23 protein-coding genes, 1 other RNA gene and 1 pseudogene are annotated in these 19,834 nt (G+C 26.0%); all 25 read right to left on the minus strand.

All coding sequences use genetic code 11. The annotated features are described in order from the left end of the window. Position 1: 1 nt before the first annotated feature. The 25 genes and pseudogenes from HGAG_RS02120 to ssrS all read right to left on the minus strand — a co-directional run bounded on the left by HGAG_RS02120 (position 2) and on the right by ssrS (position 19,806). A complete protein-coding gene (locus HGAG_RS02120) occupies positions 2–484 on the minus strand; it encodes a metallophosphoesterase family protein (protein ID WP_019117712.1) in 483 nt (160 codons plus the stop codon). Further along, a complete protein-coding gene (gene rdgB, locus HGAG_RS02125) occupies positions 462–1,070 on the minus strand; it encodes an RdgB/HAM1 family non-canonical purine NTP pyrophosphatase (protein WP_019117713.1) in 609 nt (202 codons plus the stop codon). Before rdgB ends, HGAG_RS02120 begins: the two co-directional genes overlap by 23 nt. A gap of 58 nt (positions 1,071–1,128) precedes the next feature. Then, the gene (locus HGAG_RS02130) at positions 1,129–2,604 is read right to left on the minus strand and encodes a hypothetical protein (RefSeq protein ID WP_019117714.1); all 1,476 of its coding nucleotides are present in this window, start codon (positions 2,602–2,604) and stop codon (positions 1,129–1,131) included. Next, a complete protein-coding gene (locus HGAG_RS02135; RefSeq protein WP_004838755.1) occupies positions 2,601–4,040 on the minus strand; it encodes a sensor histidine kinase in 1,440 nt (479 codons plus the stop codon). The genes HGAG_RS02130 and HGAG_RS02135 overlap by 4 nt, the downstream gene beginning before the upstream one ends. Next, complete coding sequence (locus HGAG_RS02140; RefSeq protein WP_019117715.1) at positions 4,031–4,726, minus strand: response regulator; 696 nt, start codon at positions 4,724–4,726, stop codon at positions 4,031–4,033. Before HGAG_RS02140 ends, HGAG_RS02135 begins: the two co-directional genes overlap by 10 nt. Next, on the minus strand, positions 4,719–5,621 hold the full coding sequence (locus tag HGAG_RS02145; RefSeq protein ID WP_019117716.1) for an ROK family protein: 903 nt from the start codon (positions 5,619–5,621) through the stop codon (positions 4,719–4,721). Before HGAG_RS02145 ends, HGAG_RS02140 begins: the two co-directional genes overlap by 8 nt. Then, the gene (locus tag HGAG_RS02150) at positions 5,614–7,242 is read right to left on the minus strand and encodes a nucleoside kinase (RefSeq protein WP_019117717.1); all 1,629 of its coding nucleotides are present in this window, start codon (positions 7,240–7,242) and stop codon (positions 5,614–5,616) included. Before HGAG_RS02150 ends, HGAG_RS02145 begins: the two co-directional genes overlap by 8 nt. Continuing rightward, on the minus strand, positions 7,223–8,203 hold the full coding sequence (locus HGAG_RS02155; RefSeq protein ID WP_019117718.1) for an RluA family pseudouridine synthase: 981 nt from the start codon (positions 8,201–8,203) through the stop codon (positions 7,223–7,225). Before HGAG_RS02155 ends, HGAG_RS02150 begins: the two co-directional genes overlap by 20 nt. Further along, positions 8,184–8,723, minus strand: coding sequence for a DUF6648 family protein (locus HGAG_RS02160; RefSeq protein ID WP_019117719.1), 540 nt, complete (start codon positions 8,721–8,723; stop codon positions 8,184–8,186). Before HGAG_RS02160 ends, HGAG_RS02155 begins: the two co-directional genes overlap by 20 nt. A gap of 36 nt (positions 8,724–8,759) precedes the next feature. Beyond that, on the minus strand, positions 8,760–9,188 hold the full coding sequence (locus HGAG_RS02165) for a hypothetical protein (RefSeq protein WP_019117720.1): 429 nt from the start codon (positions 9,186–9,188) through the stop codon (positions 8,760–8,762). Then, a complete protein-coding gene (gene mnmL / locus HGAG_RS02170; protein WP_019117721.1) occupies positions 9,185–10,141 on the minus strand; it encodes a tRNA modification radical SAM protein MnmL/YtqA in 957 nt (318 codons plus the stop codon). The genes HGAG_RS02165 and mnmL overlap by 4 nt, the downstream gene beginning before the upstream one ends. Then, positions 10,134–10,490, minus strand: a complete 357-nt coding sequence (locus HGAG_RS02175; RefSeq protein WP_019117722.1) for a DUF1292 domain-containing protein — start codon at positions 10,488–10,490, stop codon at positions 10,134–10,136. Before HGAG_RS02175 ends, mnmL begins: the two co-directional genes overlap by 8 nt. A gap of 2 nt (positions 10,491–10,492) precedes the next feature. Further along, the gene (locus HGAG_RS02180; protein ID WP_019117723.1) at positions 10,493–11,893 is read right to left on the minus strand and encodes a zinc-binding metallopeptidase family protein; all 1,401 of its coding nucleotides are present in this window, start codon (positions 11,891–11,893) and stop codon (positions 10,493–10,495) included. A 12-nt stretch (positions 11,894–11,905) separates the two neighbouring features. Beyond that, on the minus strand, positions 11,906–12,652 hold the full coding sequence (locus tag HGAG_RS02185) for a peptidylprolyl isomerase (protein WP_019117724.1): 747 nt from the start codon (positions 12,650–12,652) through the stop codon (positions 11,906–11,908). 1 nt (position 12,653) lies between these two features. Then, entirely contained in the window at positions 12,654–13,196 is a 543-nt protein-coding gene (locus HGAG_RS02190) for a S1 RNA-binding domain-containing protein (protein ID WP_019117725.1), read from the minus strand. 111 nt (positions 13,197–13,307) lie between these two features. After that, a pseudogene (locus tag HGAG_RS12260) lies at positions 13,308–13,460 on the minus strand (S1-like domain-containing RNA-binding protein); the annotation flags it as partial. 15 nt (positions 13,461–13,475) lie between these two features. After that, positions 13,476–14,327: a YitT family protein gene (locus HGAG_RS02195; RefSeq protein WP_019117726.1), complete on the minus strand. Its 852-nt coding sequence runs from the start codon at positions 14,325–14,327 to the stop codon at positions 13,476–13,478. A 136-nt stretch (positions 14,328–14,463) separates the two neighbouring features. After that, a complete protein-coding gene (locus HGAG_RS10430) occupies positions 14,464–15,129 on the minus strand; it encodes a hypothetical protein (RefSeq protein ID WP_019117727.1) in 666 nt (221 codons plus the stop codon). A gap of 47 nt (positions 15,130–15,176) precedes the next feature. Beyond that, entirely contained in the window at positions 15,177–15,383 is a 207-nt protein-coding gene (locus HGAG_RS11860; RefSeq protein ID WP_019117728.1) for a hypothetical protein, read from the minus strand. Continuing rightward, positions 15,383–17,092, minus strand: a complete 1,710-nt coding sequence (ptsP, locus tag HGAG_RS02205) for a phosphoenolpyruvate--protein phosphotransferase (RefSeq protein ID WP_019117729.1) — start codon at positions 17,090–17,092, stop codon at positions 15,383–15,385. Before ptsP ends, HGAG_RS11860 begins: the two co-directional genes overlap by 1 nt. 59 nt (positions 17,093–17,151) lie before the next feature. Next, positions 17,152–17,412, minus strand: coding sequence for an HPr family phosphocarrier protein (locus tag HGAG_RS02210; RefSeq protein WP_004838740.1), 261 nt, complete (start codon positions 17,410–17,412; stop codon positions 17,152–17,154). Positions 17,413–17,464: 52 nt separating this feature from the next. Beyond that, on the minus strand, positions 17,465–18,475 hold the full coding sequence (locus HGAG_RS02215) for a LacI family DNA-binding transcriptional regulator (protein ID WP_019117730.1): 1,011 nt from the start codon (positions 18,473–18,475) through the stop codon (positions 17,465–17,467). Positions 18,476–18,524: 49 nt separating this feature from the next. Further along, the gene (locus HGAG_RS02220; protein ID WP_004838738.1) at positions 18,525–18,968 is read right to left on the minus strand and encodes a hypothetical protein; all 444 of its coding nucleotides are present in this window, start codon (positions 18,966–18,968) and stop codon (positions 18,525–18,527) included. A 10-nt stretch (positions 18,969–18,978) separates the two neighbouring features. Beyond that, complete coding sequence (locus tag HGAG_RS02225) at positions 18,979–19,554, minus strand: YtxH domain-containing protein (protein WP_004838737.1); 576 nt, start codon at positions 19,552–19,554, stop codon at positions 18,979–18,981. 83 nt (positions 19,555–19,637) lie between these two features. Beyond that, positions 19,638–19,806, minus strand: a non-coding RNA gene (gene ssrS / locus HGAG_RS11190) — 6S RNA. Positions 19,807–19,834 lie beyond the last annotated feature (28 nt).

Genomic DNA, 19,834 nt, shown 5'->3' on the forward strand with positions numbered 1-19,834 from the left:
TTTATTCCTTTTTTAAATCTATTCTATCAAATTTTATTTTTTTATCATATTCTAAAATTACAAATCCAGCCTTATTATCTCTTGGAAGAGTCGGAGAACCTGGATTTAGTAAATATAAGTTAAAATCTTTTAAATATTCAAAAAAATAAGTGTGAGTGTGACCAAAAATTACAATATTACAATCATAATATAGGGCTTTTTGAATAAGCTTTTCTTTAGAAAAGTAAACCCCTTCTTTGTGGCCATGAACTAACAAGATATTATTATCTCCTAGAGGTATTATTTGTTCAAATGGATTTTTATAATCTCCATAATCATTATTCCCCTTAACTGTTATATAATTTATACCAGTGATTTTTGAAATATTATAAGCATCACTGGTATAATCTCCAGCGTGTATCATAAAATCTACATGATTTTTTTTTATAAAATTCACTATAGAATGATAATCTCCATGAGTATCACTTGTTACCAATATCCTCATTAAATTCTTCTTTCAACAAAAATTTTTTGAATTTTTCTAAAGCCAAGGACCTATGACTGTATAAATTTTTTTCTTCATCAGTCATTTGACCAAATGTTTTATCCAATTCTTTAATTTTAAAAATTTGATCATAGCCAAAGTCCTTATCGCCATATTCTTTTTTGCTTATTTCTCCATTTATTTGGCCATCAAAATAATAATCTTTTCCTTTATCATCTATAAAGCAAACTGTAGTTTTAAAGTAAGCATCTCTATTTTCACAATTTTTTAATTCATCTAATAGTTTATCCCTATTGTCTTTATATGTTGGATTATCTCCAGCATATCTATGAGAATAAACACCTGGTCTTAAATCTAGTGATTTTACAAATAAACCTGTATCATCAGCAAGTGTTGGTACTTTTAAAATATCATATAAAGTTTTTGCTTTTTTATAAGCATTTTCTTTTAATGTTTCTCCATCTTCCTCAACTTCAAAATTATCTACATTATAATCTTTAGTTGTATATATTTTTATATTCTCCCCTAAAATTTCTTTGATTTCTCTAACCTTATCTTTGTTAGATGTTGCTAATACTATCTTCATATTCACCTCTTAATAAATCTTATCAAATATTTTAAAGTCAAGTCAATTTTTTGTTTTATTAATGTATGATTATATTATTATCGCTGAATAATTTCTCCCATTTTTCAGCATACGAACCCAAACCTTGTTCAAACATAATAATATCTGTTGAATTTGATAGTTGAATTGAAAATTTAGGATTTGGATCTATTAGTCCATTTCTTACATTATAAAATAAAATTTCATCTGGAGTTTGTACAGCAACATATTGTCCATTAACTAGCTCAAAATAATCTTTGGCATGACTGTTAATATTTTTTATCATATCAACTGTTATGTCCTTTTTATTTTGCTCTAAAAGCTCTTCTGTTATTGCCATATCTATAGGAAATGATTTTTGTTCTAAATTTTCATCCTTTTTCATTTGATAAGAAGATTCCAACTGCCACAAACCAAAATTTCTTATAAAACCAAAATTTGTAAAATCGTAAGATATTTTATTATCATCAAGAGAGCCTACATTTTGACTAATTTGATCATAAACTACATTTTTAAATATGTCCTTACTCTTACTTTCTCCTGTAAACTCTTTAATTGTAAGAAAAGAATCATTTGATAACTGGTCAGTTTTTAACATAGCATATTTATTTATTGGAAGTTTATCAGAAACTAAGTTGTAGTCAAAAGAAATATAATCTTCATCTACATAATTGATTTTTAAATCAATATCACTGTTTTCAAACTTATACTTATCCTTATATTTTTTATCATTCATCTTGTTTTCTAATTTTATTGGATAAGCTAAAATATTATCGTATTTTTTATTTTTAGTATTTATTTCACATTTTAAACGCCAAAATTCTTCTTTTAAAGGGAAAAATATATGCTCAGCTTTTTCAATTCTCGCCATTTTATTTGGCTCAAGTCTAATACAATAAGTATAGTAATAATAATTTGGACTTGATGTATTATTATCAACTCTTTCCCTTACGCCTATTAATACACTTGTATCTTCTTCTACTTTTTCTCCAGTTTTTGTAGTAGTTCTTTCTTTTGACGCTCTCTTTGCATATTTTTTTATAACATTTCTTTTTACAGATTTATCTATTTTCTTTAAAATAACTGCACAATCTTCTTGAATATAAAAGATAGTATCTTTGTCCAAAACAACAAAATCTCTAGAATACAATTGTCCTTGATTTGCTGATAAGATTTTTACGTATGATTTTGATGATAAATCTAAATCTAAGGACCTACTTTCTAAATAGGATTTTAAATTTACATATTTTGTAGAAAATTTTGGTGGATAAGCATAATCATCATTTAAAGCTACTAAATTTTTATCAATATATAATTTGTCATTTATTTTTACATTTGATAAATCAGTTGTGCCTGATGCCTTTTTTATTTCGCTTACTTGCCATGTTCCTTTTAAAATTGGATCTTCTACTTTTGGAGCTTCAATTAATTCTGTCACATCTTCAGGTCTTCCAAAACTACATGCAGTTAAAACAAAAAGAAATATTAATAGTATTAATTTTTTAAATTTTTTCATACTTTAGCCCTCGGTAAAACTACAATGACAGAAGTCCCAACTGTATATTTACTTTTTATTACAAGTTTTCCATCATGAGCTTTTACTATTTCCTCACAAATAGATAAGCCCAATCCAGTTTGGCTTTTTGATGAAGAACCTTTGAAAAATTTACTAGAAACAAAAGAAATTTCATCTTCCTTTATTCCTTCCCCATCATCTTTAACTTCAATATTTACATTTTCGTCTTCTTTGCTTATAAAAATATCAATATGTCCATCTTTTGGAGTAAATTTCATGGCATTGTCAATGATATTTATAAAGACTTCTTTCATTCTATTTTTATCACAATTAACAATAATTTCTTCATAAGCAGTTTTAAAATCAAAATTTATTTTTTCGTTTAAACTTCTAGGATAAAGTTGTTGATAAACTTCTTTTGCAATCTCAACAATATTAAGATCTTCTTTTTCATATTGAAAAGATGTGGAAGATAATCTTGAAAAATTAAGAAGATCTTCTACCATAAGTGATAATCTTTCTCCCTCATTTTCAATTATAGTTAATCCTTGATTTAGCATATCTTCATTTTTTTGAATTTCTTTTGCTTGTAAAGTTATTGCCCAACCTTTAATAGAAGTAAGTGGAGTTCTAAGCTCATGTGAAACAGAAGATATAAATTCATTTTTCATATCTTCTCTTTTAACTATATTTTCACTCATATAATTAAGAGTTTGCCCTAGTTCGGAAATTTCATTTTTTCCATCTTCACTGGCTTTTACTTTAAAATCTCCCTGAGCTAATTTTTCTCCAACCTTTGTCAAATTTTTAATTGGGACAATCCATCTTTTTGATGCATAAAAAGAAACCACCAGCGCAAAAAGAAAAATTGTAAAGCCAAAAAATAAAAATATAATCATTTGATTATTTACATTTTCTTTTACTTTTGCAGTAGAAGAAATTAGCCTTATAATGCCAATTTGTTTTTGGTTATCGCTTAATGGATATGAAAGAGCTATAACTTCTTCTCCAGTTTTTTTATTTATTATTTTTTGGTAAGAATATTCCCCTTTATTTGCATTGATGACATCAGTTGATTTTATTTTAGTTCCAATTTTTGAAGAGCCAAGTGAATCAAATAAAACATTGGAAGAATTATCTAAGATTTGAACTTGGCTAACATTATTTCTATAAAAAGAATTTTTATCTCCAATTACAATCTCCGAAAGATCATATCTTGACAAATAATTTGAATATAAAACCTGATTGTATTTTGCTTGATTAAGCATAGCTCCAACAAGTGCAGATTCATAATAATTAGTAATTGACCTATATGAAAAAATTTCAAATCCTACAACAACTAAAGTTACAAAAATCATTATTATTTTCATAATACTAAAAATTATGCTATTAAAATTTATTTTAAATAATGATTTTTTCTTTTTTTCTATCTCCATCTATAACCTGTTCCCCAAACTGTTTCTATATACTCGGGTCTTGCTGGATTTTCTTCAATTTTTGCTCTAATTCTTCTTATATTTACATCTACGATTTTTGTATCTGTGCTATAATTATCGCCCCAAGTATCTTTCATTATTTCCATTCTACTCATTGCCTTACCTTTATTTAAAATAAAGTTTTTTAATATTGTAAACTCAGTTGGTGTAACATCAATTTCTATATTATTTTTATAAAAATTTCTAGAATACAAATCTAATTTGAATACACCATCTTCGAGAACATTTTCATTTTTTTCTTCTTTTTCTACATCAATAAATTTAACTCTTCTCATCAAAGATTTAACTCTTAAAATTAGCTCTTGAGGATTGAACGGTTTTATAATGTAATCATCACACCCTCTTTCAAGACCTAAAATTTTATCAATATCTTGACTTTTTGCTGACACCATAATTATTCCAACTTTTGGATATTTTTTTCTTATGCTATCGCAAACTTCATAGCCACTAATTCCTGGTAGCATTATATCTAAAATACAAACCAAAGGTTCTTCTTCATCTGCTAATCTCAATGCTTCTTCTCCACTACCAGCTTCAATAATATTAAATCCAGCATACTCAAGATTTATTTTCATAAATTGTCTGATATGTTCTTCGTCATCGCAAATCAAAATTTTATCACTCATTTTTTAACCTTTCCATTGCAATTCTTCCTGCACCAATAACACCAGCTTCATTTAAAAATTTAGCTGATTTGATTTCAATTTTATCAGATAAATGGCAATATTTTTTGAAATTTTCCAAAACTTCATTCCACCAAAAATCTTTAGAATTTATTACTCCACCACCAACAATTATTAATTGAGGATCAAAAATATTTCTCAAGCTTGTTAAAAACCAAGCCAAATCGCTTGTAAATCTTTCAATGACTTTTTTTGCATTTTCATCATCATCATTAGCAAGTTTAAATATTTCTTGCCCATTTAATTCATTTCTTGTTAATTCTTCATAATGTCTTACAATAGCAGTTCCAGAACAATAACTTTCTGCACAACCACTTTGTCCACATGTACAATATTCTCCATCAGGATGTAAAATTATATGTCCAAGCTCTGCTCCTTGAAAATTACTTCCAGATAATAATCCCATTTTTTCATTATAAACAGCCCCGCCAAGTCCTGTTCCAATTGTAATCATAACTATATCATTATAACCTTTACCAGCCCCTAGCCATTTTTCACAAACCAAAGCTATATTTGCATCATTTTCTACAAATACAGGAAGTCCTGATATTTTTTCAAGTTCTTTTTTTAAATTAAGACCTGTCCAACCATCTATGTTTCCTGCAAAAGTAACTATTCCATTTTCTGAATCTATAAAACCAGGTGTTCCAACGCCAATGGCTTCAATTTCGTCAGTTTTTAAAAACTCTATAATTTTTGAAATATTTTCTAAAACTTTATCTTTTCCTTCTCTAGCACAAGTTTCAAGTCTATAAGTTTTTAAAATTTCTCCGTTTTCATCAATTACAGCACCTTGGATTTTTGTTCCACCTATATCAAGTCCTATTGTTTTAGTCATTATCTTCTCCTATAAATTCTCTTAGTATTGAGTGATCGTCAATTATTTTTGTATTTTCAATTTCTACAAAATATGACAAAATATTTTCAAGCCTATCAACCATATAATAATATTTAGAATTTTTTGAAACTTGTTTGAAACATTCTATGGCGTATTTTTTTAATGCATTATATTCATATATAAGTGATGAATCAACATAAAAATCTGCCCTGTTTTGATAAGGAAAAATATATTTTTGCTCTCCTAATTTTACCTTATCCCAAGATTTTAAAGTTTCTAAAGTATCATATCCTCTGTACTTGTTATCTCTAACTATTCTTCTTATAAGTCTTGTTTCAGTTGATGAAATTCTATTTGTTGAGTCTATATTTATACCTGTTAAAACTGAAACGTAAATTTTGTATTTATTTTTTTCTGGTATATAGTCAGTTAGTTTTGGATTTAGAGCATGAATTCCTTCTATTATCAAAATCGTATTATCTTTCATTTTTATTTTTTTATTTGATAAGGTTCTAATTCCTTTTATAAAATTAAATGAAGGTAAAATAACTTCTTTGCCCTCTAAAAGATCTAATAAATCTTCATTTAAACTATGTAGATCTATGGCATCAATACTTTCAAAATCCTTATTTCCATTTTCATCTAAGGGCGTTTTATTTCTATCTACAAAATAATCATCAGTTGAAATTACATAAGCATCTTTTCCCAATACCGCAAGTTGAATTGCTAATTTTTTTGCTGTAGTTGTCTTTCCTGATGAGGAAGGACCTGCAAGCATAACTATATTCATATTATTTGCAATAATATCTTTGGCACATTTATTTAACTGATTATTATAATATGTTTCATTAACATTAACCAAGCTTTCAATTTTATCATTTATTACTAATTCATTTAAGTCGCTTGCAAAATTAATCCCCAATAGATTTGTCCATCTTTTTGATCTTTCATATATTTTTGGTATATTAATTTGCTCTTTAAAATCTAATAATTTTGAATTTTCAGATTTTTTATAATTTATTAAAATTCCTGGATGATAATAAATTATATCAAAATCTTCTATCCAAGATGATTTTGGGCATAAATAATTAGTAAAAAAATAAAATTTATCTTTTACGTCGTATATATTTATTTCATTTAAATCTAAGCTATTTAATAAATTGTACTTATCTAAGTCATCATTTTCTTTAAAGATTTTAAGAGCTTCATATTTTTTGTAAGTTTTTTTAACAATTGGAAAATCTTCTTTTATTAGATTTTCCATCTCTTTTTTTATTTTTTCTATATCTTTATGTAAGATTTTAAAATTTTCAACTGATAAGTATAAGCAATTATTAACAGAATATTCTATATTAACTTTTTTGTTTTTATAAATTTTTTCTATTGCAAGCATACAAATCAAAGCTATGGTAGATTCATAGGATAAATTTGCTATGTGAGTATATTTTTTTATTAAATCTATTTTGTCATCTTGAGAAATTTCATAATTAAGATCTACAATTTTACCTTTCACATTTGCTAAAACATAATCTTTAAAATTATTTGGGTATTTTTCTTTTATAATTTCATATAAAAATTTTTTATTTGTTTTTAAAAACTCATCATTTAATAAGATTTCCATAGAAGACTTCCTCTTTTAGGTCATTAATTTTTCCTACTTGTCTTGAAATAAATATTTTTTTATCTAGATATGATAAATCTTCAATAAAATCAAATTCTAATTTGTAGGCTAATAGAGCTTGATTTTTAAGATTTATTTTTTTATAATCTATATTTGATTTACTATATTTTCTATCGCCGATTATTGGTGTAGAATTTTTGCTTAATGAATATCTAATTTGATGGGTTTTTCCAGTAATAAGCTTACACTCTAGTAAAGTAAAATTATTTTTTGTTTCTAGAGGATGAAATTTTGTAATAATCCTTTTTCCATCTTCTTTTTCTTTTACCATGTTTTTATTTTCATTTTTTGAAATTCTAGTATCAATTTCAAAATCTTTATGAATTTCTCCTTCAACTATAGTAAGGTAATATTTATTTATCTTTCCTTGACGAATTGCTTTGTTAAGACTTCTAAGTGCTTTTGCATTTTTTGCTCCAATAATAAGCCCTGCAGTATTTCTATCAAGTCTATTTACTATACTTGGTTTAAAGGTTAAATCTCTACTGTTTACCTTGTTTGTTTTATATAAATATGAAGTCATCTGATCTACTATATTATTTCCATAATCATTTTTATTGGCAGCATGAGATAAAACTCCAGATTTTTTGTCGATTATAATAATATTTTCATCTTCATATATTATATCAAGGTCAAAATCACTAGCTTTAAATTCTTTTTTTCTAACCCATTTTTTGTAATCTTCATCTTTAATATACATTGTAATAATATCGCCATTTTTGACGAAATCATCTTTTTTTGCTCTTTTATCATTTATTTTAAAATTTTTCTTTCTAATATTTTTTTGAATAAGTGATAAGGGAGCATTTTGTAAATATTTTCTTAAAAATCTGTCAAATCTTTGATTTGCATCATTTTCATTAATTTTAACTTCTATCATATTAATATGATTTATTAACATAGGAATCAATCATAGATATTTTTGCTTCATCCAAAAAACATTCTCTCTCTTTTAATTTTTGAAGAAGATTTTTATTTTTTGAATGCAGTATCAACTTATCAAAATCTTTTAGATATATCTCAAATATTTCACCTGTTAATCTTTTTGATTTTAATTTTATGAAATAAGCTTCTATATCCTTATAATCTATCAATTCAAGCAATTTTTCTGTTGCTAAATCTTTTAAATAATAATAATTTTCCCTATTGTTTATTTCTTGTTGATATTTTTTCTTTTTTCTAGAAATAAAAGTAAGAGCCATTTGATTAGATCTTTTTGCCATTATATTGTAATACTGATAATTATATACAGCTTCTAAAACAGAAGAAATATTTGAAAATGGTTTTAAATCAAGCTTTACCAAATACCTATAATTTAATTCTAAAAATTCATCTTTACCAATTTTTTGATTAGTTAATAAATCAATGCTTTCCTTTCTCCATTTATTGAAAGATTCTAATTTTTTTACTTCATCTAACATAATATCAAAAAACCGTCTCTTAGAGACGGCTTAAATTTAATCTAATAATTTTGTTTCGTGAATTTCTGCATCAAGAGATTCAGGTATATCACTTGACTTACAATCTAGGCCAAGATAAATATCTACATTACATTCATTTGAAAGTTTAGTTAAGTCATCTGAAAGTTTCTCAATATTTTCACTATTAATATCAATTATATCGTAGATACCATCAATATAAATTTTTCCAATATCATAATCTCTTGCTAATATTCCAGCTATAAATCCTCTAAAAGATTCTACAGAATCTATAAAAAAGTTTGAGGCATCAATTAGTCTTACAGAATGGTCAAGTGAATAAATTTGTTCATTATCACTATCAACAAATACTATATTTGTGTTTCCTTTACCTTTTTCATCATTAGCTTGGTCTATTAACCATTTTGTTTTTCCACTTCCTGATGGTCCTAATACTAAATAAATCATTTCATCTCTCCCTTTAATTTTTTATATTCTTTTTGGCAAGTCATATCGCCTTGAAAAATATTATTTTCGTTCATATAATCTATAATTTCATCTCTAATCATCCACCATGAACAGTTCCAATTACAAAAAACAGAATCTTCTTTAGGTGCTCTTCCTACAAGTCTTTGTATTGCTACATCCTTATTAATATATCTCAAAAACAAAATAACATTTTTTTGATAATCTTCTTTTGAGGGCATTTTAAATTCATTGTTTTGATACATTTTTTCAAGTTTTGTATTTTTTATTACAAACAAGGAATGAATTTTAACCTCTTTTACTCTAAGTACATTAATAATCCTAGCAGTTTCAATTATATCTTCATCATCATCCCAAGGAAGTGATAAGATAACATGAGTACAAATCCTAAATCCATATTCATTTATCATATTGCAAGCTTTTATAAAGTCAGCCAAATCTTCACATCTATTAAGAATATTTAGAGTTTTATAATTTGCAGTTTGTAAACCCAATTCTATGATTATATCAATCCCTGTTTTTTTTGAAAAATCACTTAAAAAATCTAATTTTTTATATGTGATACAATCACTTCTAGTTGATATTGATATAGCTACAATATATTCTTTGTTGCAAGCTTCAATAATATTTTTAAATTTTTCGAACTCTACATAAGTATTTGAAAAGTTTTGAAAATAGGCTATGAACTTTTTTGCTTTATATCTACTACCTATATAATTTTTATTTATCTCTAATTGCCTATCAACTGTCAAAAATGAAGGTAAATTTTCAAAACTTCCCCCACTTTCCGAGCAAAAAATACATCCTTTTGTACTTTTTTCTCCATCTCTGTTTGGACAGGATAAAGATAATTTTACAGGTAGTTTATATACCTTTTGTCCATATTCTAATTTGTAATATTCTGATATAGGAAAATATGGTAAATCCCTATTCATTTAAATCACTATCTTCTAAATCACTTTCGTATTCACTTACAATCTCATCAATTGTATCGTAATCCCAATAATGTGAAAATAAATGATATATTTCATCAAGTTTTTCTTCATCTTCTAAAGAATTTAATTTGATTTCTCCGCTTTCTTCATCCTCTAATTCATACAAGAGAATAATAAGTTCGCTGTTTTCAGAATCAACTAAGGCTATATAATCAACGCCATCTACAGAAAATATATCAATTAAATAACATTGTCTTGGATTCTCTTCCAATTGCAATTCAATTATTGCTTTTCCTTCATTTTTTTCAAACTCAATTTCATGATTATGAATTTCTAATTTTTTTGACATCTTCACTCCAAATTTTTATTTAGTTTAAACAAAACTTCCTTAATTAAAGAAAAAGTTTTTAAAATATCTTTAAAATCACAAGCAGAATTTATCATATCCACTTGTTTATATTTTACCCCAATTGATATCATATTAACATTAAATTTATAAAAAATCAGGTTGCAGTCTAAAGAATATTGTGTTTTTATTATCTCTAAATTGCTCTTATATAAATAATCATAGGTATCTTTAAATATAAGAGCCAGATCATTTTCTTTATTTTGCCATGAAGGAATTGATAACCTATTTGTAAATTCTCCCCCATTAATATCACTAGCAAGCTTAGTTTGTTCTAACATTCTGCTTAAACTTTCTTCTGATAAAGACCTAAAAATCATAACAGCATTTAATTTATAACTTGAAGTTCTTACTTTTGTTAAAACCGAAGAAGAGATTGTGGTTTTTGTATTACTATCTACAGAAAATGTTCCATTTAATGATAATTCAACGAAAGAAGCTATGTGATTGTATGATTCTTGAGTCATTGGATAAAATTTTAATTTATCTATCTTCTTTATTTCAAATTTTAAATTTGGTTCAATTTTTAAATTTGCAGTTAAATATTCGCTTTCAAATAAATAAAATACATCTAATAAATCATTTTCGAATTCATTTTTACAAACTAAGTCTACAAAACAATAGGATGGTGTTTTGTCGTGCTTGCCACCGCCTTCAATATTAATTACATCTAAATCAACTTTTGATTTTATTTTTCTAATAAAAGTCATCAACATTTTTATTGTATTTTTGAAAACATTATTGAAATCATTAGAAAAATTATCGCCAGCTATATTTTTAAGACTTATTCTATAAATTAAATTATTTTCTAAGAAACTTTCTTCTTCAATTTCTTTCCTATTTATAGGAATTCCAACTGTACTAATCGTATGTGAAGCAAAACTTTCTGCTATGCAATCAGATTCATTTAAATTTAAATTAATAATATTTTTTGATCTTATAACGGATCTTAAAACAGAAAAATCTTTATTATAATCATTTATATAATTATTTGTTAATAAAATATCAAAATTATTTATACCTTCTTCCAAAAGCATTGTTATCGATAAAATCCCGCTTATTTCAGTTGGATTTAAATTTGTTTCAAATGAAAAATCTTCATCTTCCTTAATTTTAATAAAAGAAGATTGGTTTATTTTATCACTAATATTTAGGTGTAAAACAGCTTTAGAATTTTCATTTTTTATATAATAACAATCGTTTATTAAAAGTATAACTAATTTTCTTTCCTTAGCTTTTGACAAAACGAATTTTATAAGTGATTTTTTATCATCAATTACTTTAATATATTCACTTAAATCTTTTGCAATTGCCCTTAGCTTATTGGAATAATTCGACTTTTCCATAAAATTTCCTTCTTAGTAATATTTTTTAACTTCTACCTTCTCTTTGATTTTTCTTGTTTTTTCTAGATATTTTTCTTGTCTTTTTATCATCAAAAGTGTATCGTGAATTCTATCTTTTATTTCATCAAATTCTGGTAAATACTCATCATGTGTATGGTCTAATTTTATTATATGATAACCAAATTGTGTCTTTACTGGTTTTGAAATTTCTCCCTCTCCTAGTTTATCAAGGGCTTCTTCAAATTCTTTAACCATAGTTCCTTTTGGAAATTCTCCCAAATCTCCATTTTTTGAGCCATTATCTTTTGAATATTTATTAGCAGCATCTTCAAAACTTAAACCATCATTTATTTCATTTAAAATATTTTTGGCACTTTCTTCATCGTCTACTAAAATATGACTTGCTCTGTAAGATTTTGGTTTTTTTACCACTTCTTTATTGTTATCATAATAATTTTTAATTTCTTCGTCGCTTACTTCTATGCTTTCAAATAATTTGTGCATTGCATAATTTTTGAGCATATTTTCCTTTGTTATTTCTAACTCTTTGGTAAATTCTTCATCTTCGTCTAGTTTATTTTCTAATGCATCTATATACATCAATTCTTGATTAACTAATTCGTCTGTAATTTGATGAATTCCTTGTGGATTCAAAAATTGTTGTCCGCCTTGCATTTGTGTAATAAAGCTTACAACTTCTTTTTGACTAATTTTTTTACCATTTACTTCTGCTAATATATCCTTATTTTTTTCTGTCATTTTACCTCTCCAATAATTGTATTTTTTTAGGATAAATCTTAATATATTTATCTTTATAAAGTCTACCTATAGCTCTTTTATAGGCAGATTTTGAAAATCCAAATATTTTATAAATCTTATCAGGAGATGACTTATCTCCCAAATTTAAGAAACCATTATTTTCTTCCAAATAATCTAATATTTTTTGACAATCATCATCTATTTCAAGATAAGATCTTTTTCTATTAGATAATTCAATTTTACCATCTTCTCTTACTTCTTTTACTCTTAATTTTAAAAGTTCTCCCTCAATATGAACTCCATTTAATTCTTTAATTCTAATTAACGAGTCAAATTGATTATTAATCGCAATGAAAGCTCCTATATGTTTATTTATAGAATAAATTCTTCCTTCAACAATATCATTTTCTTTAAAATTATGGTCAAACGATAACATATCCCTAATTTTGCTTGTAAGAATAGGCATATTTTGATCATCTATGATAAGTCCAACTGGATAAGTCATATCCTTAATAATCCTATAAGTTTTCTCACTAGCTGGCATTAATAATTTTATTTTATCTTGATATAAAAAATATGCTCCATTTTTTTTGACATCTATACACTTTAAACTATATATTTTTCCACTTTCAATATCAAGATTTATGCTTGCTCTTAAAGTATTATTCTTATCAAAATAAATATATGTCTTTATTTCATCGCCTTGTTTGTATTTTTTTACTTCATTTTTGTCAATTATAGCATCGCCATACTTTGTTTGTATGTATGCCTTATTTTTATTAAATCTTTTTATTTTTAAATTTTTAATTTAAATCACTCCCATTTATTCAAAAACTTGATATGTAAATCCTTCGCCTAATACTTCTGATATAGCATGAGTAAAAACAAATGCATTTTTGTCAATTTTTAATATATCATCTCTAATAGGTATGTATTTTCTAAAAGGAACTACAGTTAGTATTATATTTCTTTCTTTATGAGAAAAACCTCCCTCTGCTTTGTAAAGGCTTACTCCTCTTCTATATTTACCCAAAATCATTTTATTAATTTCATCACTATAATCACTAATAACAGTAATGGCAATTTTTCTTCCTAATCCTTGTATGAAATAATTAAAACCAAATGATTGAATAATAACAGATAAAACCGCATACAAAGCAGTTTCTACACCAAATTCTTTGACTGCCATCAAAACTACAAGAGAGTCAATCATAAATAAAGATTTTGCTACTGTAATATTAAAATATTTGTTTATGATTGCAGCAATTATATCTGTTCCTCCAGAAGATGCATCATTAAAAAAAATACAACTTAAAGAATAAGATACAATACCTGCACCAAAGAATACGTTTATTATCAAATCATCAGTTAAAATTGTTTGTGGAAAATATCTTTCAAAAAACATTATAGCCAAGGAAATTATTGATGCAGACAAGACCGTCTTTTTTCCAAAATCTTTTCCCATAAGTAAAAAAGCCATAATAAATAAAATTATATTTAAAATTAAATACCATTGTCCAACCGTGAAAAAATTAAAAAGTTTTGCCATAATTAAAGAAATTCCAGTGACACCACCTGGTGCAATATTATGTTTTACTAAAAAAAAATACAATCCGAACGCTAATAATATTGAATTAAATCCAATATTAATAAATTTTATTAAATTTTTTGCCATACTTTCTTTCCTTTTGTAAATATTTATATAAATTTTATCATATTTTTTAATTTTCTACAATAAATCAAAATTTGATTTTAATTTACAAAAAAATAAAAGGCTAAAAAAATTTACTTTCTTAGCCTCTTTATAAAATTTATTTTGCCCATGTAGGAATGATTTCTGAAAAATTATCATACATATTTAAAATCGCTTCAATTTCTTGCTCATTTAAATATGGTTCTTTTTTATCTCTAATATCAACCAAAGATTCTAGAATATAATAAACTTGGTAGAAACTTAATAGCCTATAAAATTTTCTTGAAATCACTTCATCGTTATGATAAGAATCAAGAACTCCTTTGGCAAATTCAGGATATTTTATAGCAATTTTATTTATATTTACAAAATCACTAACTCCATCTCCAATTTTAATTTCTTTTAAGCCTCTAATATCAATTTCCCCATCATCAAATATCCTAATATTTTTTTCACTAATATTTTGATACAAAGAATTAAATGCAGTATTTTTGCATATATATTTATTTGAGGTCAAATAATCAATCAAAATATAATCGTTATTATCATTAATCTTATTTAACCCATGCCTATAAAGTAAGAAATTGACTTTTGTATCTACATTTTTATACCAATCAAATCCATCATACTCATCAATTTTTTTGATATGAATATTTTTTAGAATTTTACCAAATTTTATACCAATATTATATATTTCATCTTTTTTAAGCTTATCTAAATAATCTCCCAAGGAAATTTCATCCCTGTACTCAAATATTTTGTAAGATTTGTTAATATCTGGCATTATTCCTATTTCAAATAAATCCAAAGTATCTAATAAATCTATACTTTTTAGATAATTATTAATAATTTCTTCTTTTTTAATTTATCAAAATCATCCATTGAATACAAACCCAAAACATAAGATTTTTCATTTGAAATCACTCTAATTTTATTAGATGAAATATCCTCGATTGAAGATATATTTTTAATTTTATCTGTAAAAAATTTGGTTCTTTTAATAATATCTAGAGATTTATCATTCATTTTTTTATCCATTAATTATGTTTTTCTATTGACTCCTCAACATCTTTAACATCTTCTAAATCTAAAATAGTTAAGGCAAATTTTTCTTCTTCTTTAAAATTAGAATTTAAAATAATATCTTTAACTTTTGGAAGTTTTGAAGCTGAGCCTGAAAATTCGTCTAATCCAAGTCCTAACAATAGTTTTGTTGCCTTTGTATCTGAGGCAAATTGTCCACACATTCCAGTCCATTTTCCAGCTTTGTGACTTTCATCAATAACATGTTTAATAGATCTAATTACTGCTGGATTAAAATTGTTATAAATATCTGAAATATTTTCATTTCCTCTGTCACAAGCTAAGGTGTATTGGGTAAGGTCATTTGTTCCTATTGAAAAGAAATCAGAATATTTTATTAATTTATCTGCCATAATAATTGAAGCTGATGTTTCAACCATAATTCCAAGATCTATGTCTTTATTATAAGCAATTCCCTCTTTATCAAGGTCTTTTTTCAATTCTTCAAGTATTAGTCTAGTTTGTTTTATTTCATCAGTTGAAATTACAAAAGGAAGCATTATTTTTAAATTTCCATAAGCTGATGCTCTTAGTAAAGCTCTTAATTGGTCTTTAAAAATATCTTGGTGGTCTAGGCAAAATCTAATTGCTCTGTAACCTAAGAATGGATTTTCTTCTTTTGGAAAATCATAATAATCAAGCCCCTTATCTCCACCTATATCTAAAGTTCTTACAACCAAAGGTTTTTCTCCAAGCATTTGTGTAGCTTCTTTGTAAACTTCATATTGTTCTTCTTCTGTTGGGAAATGATCATTTTCCATATATAAAAATTCTGTTCTAAATAAACCAACCCCATCGCAACCATGTTCAATTGCTACTTTTAAATCTTCAATATTTCCAATATTTGCAGAAACTTCACAAACTTTACCATCCAAAGTTTTAGCTTCTAGATTTTTAACTTTTTCAAGTCTTTGTTTTTCTTCTTTTTCTTTTTCAATTAAATTTTTATAATCTTCTATTTCTTTTTCGCTAGGATCTACAATTAAAATTCCTTGATTTCCATCAATTATTGCTAGCTCTTCGCCTTTAATATTACTTGAAACATCTTGCATACCTACAAGCGCTGGAATATCTAAATTTTGTGCAATTATTGAAACGTGAGAAGTTTTTCCTCCAAGGTCTGTTGCAAATCCTAAAACTTTTTCCTTATCCATATTTGATGTATCAGAAGGTGTAAGTTCCTTAGAAATAATAATGCATTCTTCATCTAATTTTGACAAATCTTTAGGTACAACATTTTTAATTTTGCAAAGAACTTGAAATCCTATATCTTTGTAGTCATCAGCTCTTTCTTTTAAATATTCATCTTCTAGAGCTGACATAACCATTACCATTTGCTCAACTGTTTCATTTGTAGCAAGCTCAGAATTTTTATTTTCATTTTGAATTTTTTCTTTGATTGTATCTACAAAATAAGGATCTTGTAATAATTCCTTATGTGCTCTAACAATATTTAAAACTTCTTCATTTTGTTCATTTTTTTCTTTGTAATCTAAGTCGTTGAAATAGGAACTGATAGCATCTTCTACTTTTTTAACGTGTAAATCTTTATCTTGATCACTAATATTTGACTTATCAATAACTAATTCTTCTTTACTAAATAGAAAAAGCTTTGCAATAGCAACTCCATTTGAAGCTATAATACCTTTTAGTTTATTAGACATATCTTAAATTTCCTTTCTATTATAAAAATATAGGGGTACTTGATGTACCCCTTAATTAATTATTCTGATAAGTTATCTATAAAATCAGTTAATTTATCTGCAAATGCTTCTTCGTCTTCGCCTTCAACTATGATACCAATTTCTGTACCTTTTGAAATTCCAAGACTCATAACATTGAAAATGCTTTTTGCGTTAGCTTCTTTTCCATCTTTAACTAATTTTACATCACCTGGGTAATTTTTTACAAATTGAACCAAAGATGCTGCTGGTCTTGCGTGAAGACCTGTTTCGTTAGTTACAACAATTTTTCTTTCTGCCATAATTGCCTCCTAAATTATTATATTATTATTTTAACATTTAAATAAGTTACATTCAACTAATGCTTTTTGTACTATCTCTTTCTATTAATTGAGCATCCAAAACCCAATCATTTTCTAGTATATCTTCTTCGCCTCTTATTCTTTTAATCAAAGCCCTTATTCCTATTGCTCCTATATCATAATTTGGTATAGAAACAGTAGTTAATTTTGGTCTGTATACTCTAGAAATTTCAAAATTTCCAAATCCTGCTACTGAATAATCTTCTGGAATTTTTATATTGTTATCATAGCAATATGAAATAAATCCAACTGCAGTTTGATCGTTATAAAAGCTTATAGCACTTACATTTTCACTTTTAGCTTGAGATATAACTTCTTCCCCAATATTATACCCATCATCACTATTTTTTCCATCAGCTTCTATAATAATAGATTTTAAATTATTTTCATTAACAAATTTTTCATATCCTTTGATTTTTATATCAGTTAAATAATTATGTTCTTTTAAAGTAACGTAAGCAATATTTTCATGCCCTTGTTCATATAAGTATTTTGTTAATTCATATTCTTCTTTTTCATAATCTATTTTTACAGTGTTTATTTTTTTGAAATCGTGGAATTTATCTAATAATAAAAATGGTATTTTATTATCTCTCAATTTAACTAGAATTTCTGCAGAAATATCTTCACTTATTACTACAATTCCTTCAACTTGTTTTGTTGACAAAAAGTCTATCGCATTTTCTAGAGAATTATCATCTCCATAAGTACTTGAAAGAATTATATCGTATTTATACAAGTGACCAATTTCTTCAACGCCTCTAATTAGTTGAGCCATATATTCAATTCCAATATCTTCAACTATTACACCAATTAGATTAGATTTTTTCATAACCAAACTTCTTGCTAGTTCGTTAGGTTTAAAATCCAATTTGTTAATTGCATCTAGTACTTTTTTTCTTGCTTCAGGACTAACAGGTTTTGAATCATTCATTACTCTCGATACAGTGGAAATTGATACACCTGCAAGTTTTGCTACATCTTTAATTGTAGGTTGTGCCATATATGCTCCTTTCATTATTAAACAATAATAAAGGCCATCAAATGATGGCCTATCTTCCTGATATTACGCTTCTAACTATATCAAACACATCCATAATTAATGACGCATAATCATTTATTGAAGCAATTCCTTCTCCAAATGTATCAGTTGTATCTATTACGCTTTCTCCAAAATAGTTCACTGTATCTTTTATATCTACAGTTATATCACTTACATTAGAAATAGCCAGATTTGCATTGGATATAGCCATTTTTAGGTTAGGATCAGAAACTAATCCATTTACATTTTCTACTAAAATATTTGCTTGATCAACCAAGTTTGGTAGTTTATTTATTACATTATCTAAATTATCTTCATTTTTGTCAACAATTTTTTGAATAGATTGAACCAAACCTGATGCTTTTTTCAAAAACATAGCAAGAAATACAATAGCGATTATGCCTACTAATACTAAGATAATATCTCCTATTAATCTTAAATTTATGGTAACCATTATCTACTCCTTACTTATTTTTTTTATCTTCTGCTCTTCTTACTTCTCCAGCTTTCTTTTTAGTATCTTCTGCTACTTCTTTAACTTCTTCTTTGCCCTCTTTGACGTCTTTTTTAGCTTCTTTTGCGCCTTCTTTTGCAGCATCTTTAACGTCTTTAGCATCTTCTTTTAATTTTTCAGCTTCTTCTTTAACATCTTTTGCATTATCTTTTAGATTTGCTTTTGTTTTTTCATAAGTATCTTTAACTACTTTTTTTCCTTCTTCAAAGCCTTCTTCAATTGGTTGTAGTTCTGTATATGCTCTATCTTTAAAATCAACGTATGATTCTTTAGCACTTTCTACAAAATCATTTGTTGTATCTTTAACTTGATTAATTGTGTTATCAACAGAATTAACTATATCTTTTCTTAAATTTTTACCAGATTTTGGTGCAAGTAATAAACCAGCAGCAACTCCTGCAACAGCTCCAACCAAAGCTCCTTGAGCTCTCATTCTGCTATCATGATTTTTCATTTTCCAAATTTCATATTTAATTTCTCTTTGTTTTCTTTGTGCTTTACTTTCAATATAATCAGCTATACTCATATTAACTCTCCTTATTTATTATTTTTTAAATTTTTGTTCTTATAAATTTATACCCACTATTGGATAAAAACAACAAAATATAAAAAAAATCCAAGGCGGCCCTATTATTTAATACCTTCGCGTAAGTGAAGGTGGGTTTGCTGTTTGAAATATCTGACTTCCACTCAAAGGAGGCTTGCCATCAAAGTCAAAACTCCGCAATCCCTTATAAATGTTGTAGGTTTAAATTTGGACCTTGCCCCTTGGAATACCTTTATTATATATCATGAAAAGCATAATT

The sequence above is a fragment of the Anaerococcus obesiensis ph10 genome, assembly GCF_000311745.1.
Classification (GTDB): Bacteria; Bacillota; Clostridia; order Tissierellales; family Peptoniphilaceae; genus Anaerococcus; species Anaerococcus vaginalis.

What these genes read in the sequence shown, in the direction of transcription:
- HGAG_RS02120 (WP_019117712.1), bottom strand. Translation starts at nt 484, where the DNA reads ATGAGGATATTGGTAACAAGTGATACTCATGGAGATTATCATTCTATA.
- rdgB (WP_019117713.1), bottom strand. Translation starts at nt 1,070, where the DNA reads ATGAAGATAGTATTAGCAACATCTAACAAAGATAAGGTTAGAGAAATC.
- HGAG_RS02130 (WP_019117714.1), bottom strand. Translation starts at nt 2,604, where the DNA reads ATGAAAAAATTTAAAAAATTAATACTATTAATATTTCTTTTTGTTTTA.
- HGAG_RS02135 (WP_004838755.1), bottom strand. Translation starts at nt 4,040, where the DNA reads ATGGAGATAGAAAAAAAGAAAAAATCATTATTTAAAATAAATTTTAAT.
- HGAG_RS02140 (WP_019117715.1), bottom strand. Translation starts at nt 4,726, where the DNA reads ATGAGTGATAAAATTTTGATTTGCGATGACGAAGAACATATCAGACAA.
- HGAG_RS02145 (WP_019117716.1), bottom strand. Translation starts at nt 5,621, where the DNA reads ATGACTAAAACAATAGGACTTGATATAGGTGGAACAAAAATCCAAGGT.
- HGAG_RS02150 (WP_019117717.1), bottom strand. Translation starts at nt 7,242, where the DNA reads ATGGAAATCTTATTAAATGATGAGTTTTTAAAAACAAATAAAAAATTT.
- HGAG_RS02155 (WP_019117718.1), bottom strand. Translation starts at nt 8,203, where the DNA reads ATGTTAATAAATCATATTAATATGATAGAAGTTAAAATTAATGAAAAT.
- HGAG_RS02160 (WP_019117719.1), bottom strand. Translation starts at nt 8,723, where the DNA reads ATGTTAGATGAAGTAAAAAAATTAGAATCTTTCAATAAATGGAGAAAG.
- HGAG_RS02165 (WP_019117720.1), bottom strand. Translation starts at nt 9,188, where the DNA reads ATGATTTATTTAGTATTAGGACCATCAGGAAGTGGAAAAACAAAATGG.
- mnmL (WP_019117721.1), bottom strand. Translation starts at nt 10,141, where the DNA reads ATGAATAGGGATTTACCATATTTTCCTATATCAGAATATTACAAATTA.
- HGAG_RS02175 (WP_019117722.1), bottom strand. Translation starts at nt 10,490, where the DNA reads ATGTCAAAAAAATTAGAAATTCATAATCATGAAATTGAGTTTGAAAAA.
- HGAG_RS02180 (WP_019117723.1), bottom strand. Translation starts at nt 11,893, where the DNA reads ATGGAAAAGTCGAATTATTCCAATAAGCTAAGGGCAATTGCAAAAGAT.
- HGAG_RS02185 (WP_019117724.1), bottom strand. Translation starts at nt 12,652, where the DNA reads ATGACAGAAAAAAATAAGGATATATTAGCAGAAGTAAATGGTAAAAAA.
- HGAG_RS02190 (WP_019117725.1), bottom strand. Translation starts at nt 13,196, where the DNA reads ATGCCAGCTAGTGAGAAAACTTATAGGATTATTAAGGATATGACTTAT.
- HGAG_RS02195 (WP_019117726.1), bottom strand. Translation starts at nt 14,327, where the DNA reads ATGGCAAAAAATTTAATAAAATTTATTAATATTGGATTTAATTCAATA.
- HGAG_RS10430 (WP_019117727.1), bottom strand. Translation starts at nt 15,129, where the DNA reads ATGCCAGATATTAACAAATCTTACAAAATATTTGAGTACAGGGATGAA.
- HGAG_RS11860 (WP_019117728.1), bottom strand. Translation starts at nt 15,383, where the DNA reads ATGGATAAAAAAATGAATGATAAATCTCTAGATATTATTAAAAGAACC.
- ptsP (WP_019117729.1), bottom strand. Translation starts at nt 17,092, where the DNA reads ATGTCTAATAAACTAAAAGGTATTATAGCTTCAAATGGAGTTGCTATT.
- HGAG_RS02210 (WP_004838740.1), bottom strand. Translation starts at nt 17,412, where the DNA reads ATGGCAGAAAGAAAAATTGTTGTAACTAACGAAACAGGTCTTCACGCA.
- HGAG_RS02215 (WP_019117730.1), bottom strand. Translation starts at nt 18,475, where the DNA reads ATGGCACAACCTACAATTAAAGATGTAGCAAAACTTGCAGGTGTATCA.
- HGAG_RS02220 (WP_004838738.1), bottom strand. Translation starts at nt 18,968, where the DNA reads ATGGTTACCATAAATTTAAGATTAATAGGAGATATTATCTTAGTATTA.
- HGAG_RS02225 (WP_004838737.1), bottom strand. Translation starts at nt 19,554, where the DNA reads ATGAGTATAGCTGATTATATTGAAAGTAAAGCACAAAGAAAACAAAGA.